Below are 1,926 nucleotides of genomic sequence, written 5' to 3' on the forward strand. Positions count from 1 at the left end.
TCATCGTGCGGATCCGGCGGCTTTGGCATCAGCTGACCAGTATGCGCACCGCGTTGTTGCTGCTGTTCCTGCTGGCGCTCGCGGCCGTCCCTGGTTCCCTGCTGCCACAGCGGTCGCTGAACCCGTTGAAAGTCGAGCAGTACTTCCGTGACCACCCGTCGCTCGCGCCGGCGCTGGACAGGGTGTCCGCGTTCAACGTGTTCGGCGCTCCCTGGTTCGCCGCGATCTACCTGTTGTTGTTCATCTCCCTGATCGGATGCCTGTCGGCCAGGGTCCGCTGGCATGCCAGAGCGCTGGTGGGACGCCCGCCGCGGGCACCGGCCCGGCCGAGCCGGCTGACCGGAGGGCAGACGTGGGACACCGCGCTCACCCCGCCGGAGGCGATCGAGGCCGCGCGGGTGGTTCTGCGGCGGCGGCGGTTCCGGTTGGCCGTCGCCGCCGAGGGCGCCACCCGGCCCGATGGCAGCCCCGACTTCTCCGTGGCGGCGGAAAAGGGGTACCTGCGCGAGACCGGAAACCTGATTTTCCATATCGCGCTGGTCCTCATGCTCGTCGGTGTCGGGCTGGGCTCGTGGTTCGGCTATCAGGGCACGGTCCTCGTCATCACGGGGGACGGGTTTGCGAACACGCTGGTCTCCTACGACCAGTTCAGCCGGGGCAGGCTTGTCGACCCCGCCGGTGGCCTGGCGCCGTTCTCCCTGACCATGGAGAAGTTCACCGCCTCCTACCAGCCGACCGGCCAGCCGGCGGACTTCCGCGCGACGGTCGCGTACGCATCCGGGCTGCGCGAGCCCACCCGTGTGGCTGAGATCCGGGTCAACCACCCGCTGGCGATCGGCAGCGCAAAGATCTATCTGATCGGGCACGGATACGCGCCGCACTTCGTGTTGCGTGACGCTGCCGGCGGGGTTGTCTGGGAGGGCTATCAACCGTGCACGCCCCGGGACGCCATGTTCACCTCCACCTGCACATTGAAGATCGGCGATACCGGGCTCGCGCCGACCGGACCCACCCGTGAGCCGCGGCAGCTGGCATTCAGCGGCGTGTTCACGCCCACCACCGAACTGGACCGGGCGCGCGGCTATGTCTCGACCTACCCGGCGGCGAACGCACCCGGCCTGACGCTCACCGGCTATGTCGGCAACCTGCACATCAACGAGGGCATCCCGCAGAACGTCTACTCGCTGGACACCCGTGACATGCGTCAGCTCCGGCTGAACGGGCCGCTCGGCGATGATCGCGCGGCGCAGGTCCTGGCGCTGAACAACCCGAAGCAGCGAACCGTCACCGGTCTGCCCGGCGGGATGTCACTGGAGGCCGACGGCGTGCGCGAGTTCGCGACATTCCAGACGAAGTCGGACCCGTTCAAGGGCTGGGTGCTGGTCGCGGCGATTGCCATCATCTGCGGTCTGCTGGTGAGCATGCGGGTCCGCCGCCGCCGGGTCTGGGTGCGGGCGCGCCCCGCGGCCGGCACGGGCGTAGGAACGGGTGCGGATGCGCATGCGGCTGCCGCGACCATCGTCGAGATCGGCGGTCTGTCCCGGTCCGACATCGACGGCTTCGCCGCCGAACTGCGGGCGATCGCGCTGGATGCGCGGGCGGCCATGGAGACGGACCCCCGGCTGGTGGACTCCAACAAACAGGAGCTGTGATGCCTGTCAACTCCGGTCTTGCCGCGTTGTCCGATCATTTTCTCGGCGCGACCATGGTGGTCTACGCGCTGGCGATGCTCGGCTACGCGGCCGAGTTCGCGTTCGGCCGGTTCGGACGGACGAGCGGCGCACCGGCGGTGGAGCCGGTCATGTCATCGCCGTCATCGGCCGGAGCCGCCCGGCTCACGGCTTCCGAACGGGTCCCGGCGATGGCCGGCGCCGGTCTCGGCGCGGCCGAACGCAGCGGGGAGGTCGACGGCGGCGTTGACGGTGG

1 protein-coding gene and 1 pseudogene are annotated in these 1,926 nt (G+C 69.5%); both read left to right on the forward strand.

The window, feature by feature from the left end; genetic code table 11:
* The first annotated feature begins 5 nt into the window (after nt 1–5).
* The gene (locus tag MJ783_RS17835; RefSeq protein WP_239394016.1) at nt 6–1,652 is read left to right on the forward strand and encodes a cytochrome c biogenesis protein ResB; all 1,647 of its coding nucleotides are present in this window, start codon (nt 6–8) and stop codon (nt 1,650–1,652) included.
* Nucleotides 1,652–1,926, forward strand: a pseudogene (locus MJ783_RS17840) (c-type cytochrome biogenesis protein CcsB); the annotation flags it as partial. The gene MJ783_RS17835 and the pseudogene MJ783_RS17840, both read left to right, overlap by 1 nt.

The organism is Protofrankia sp. Cj3 (assembly GCF_917627355.1).
Taxonomy (GTDB): domain Bacteria; phylum Actinomycetota; class Actinomycetes; order Frankiales; family Frankiaceae; genus Protofrankia.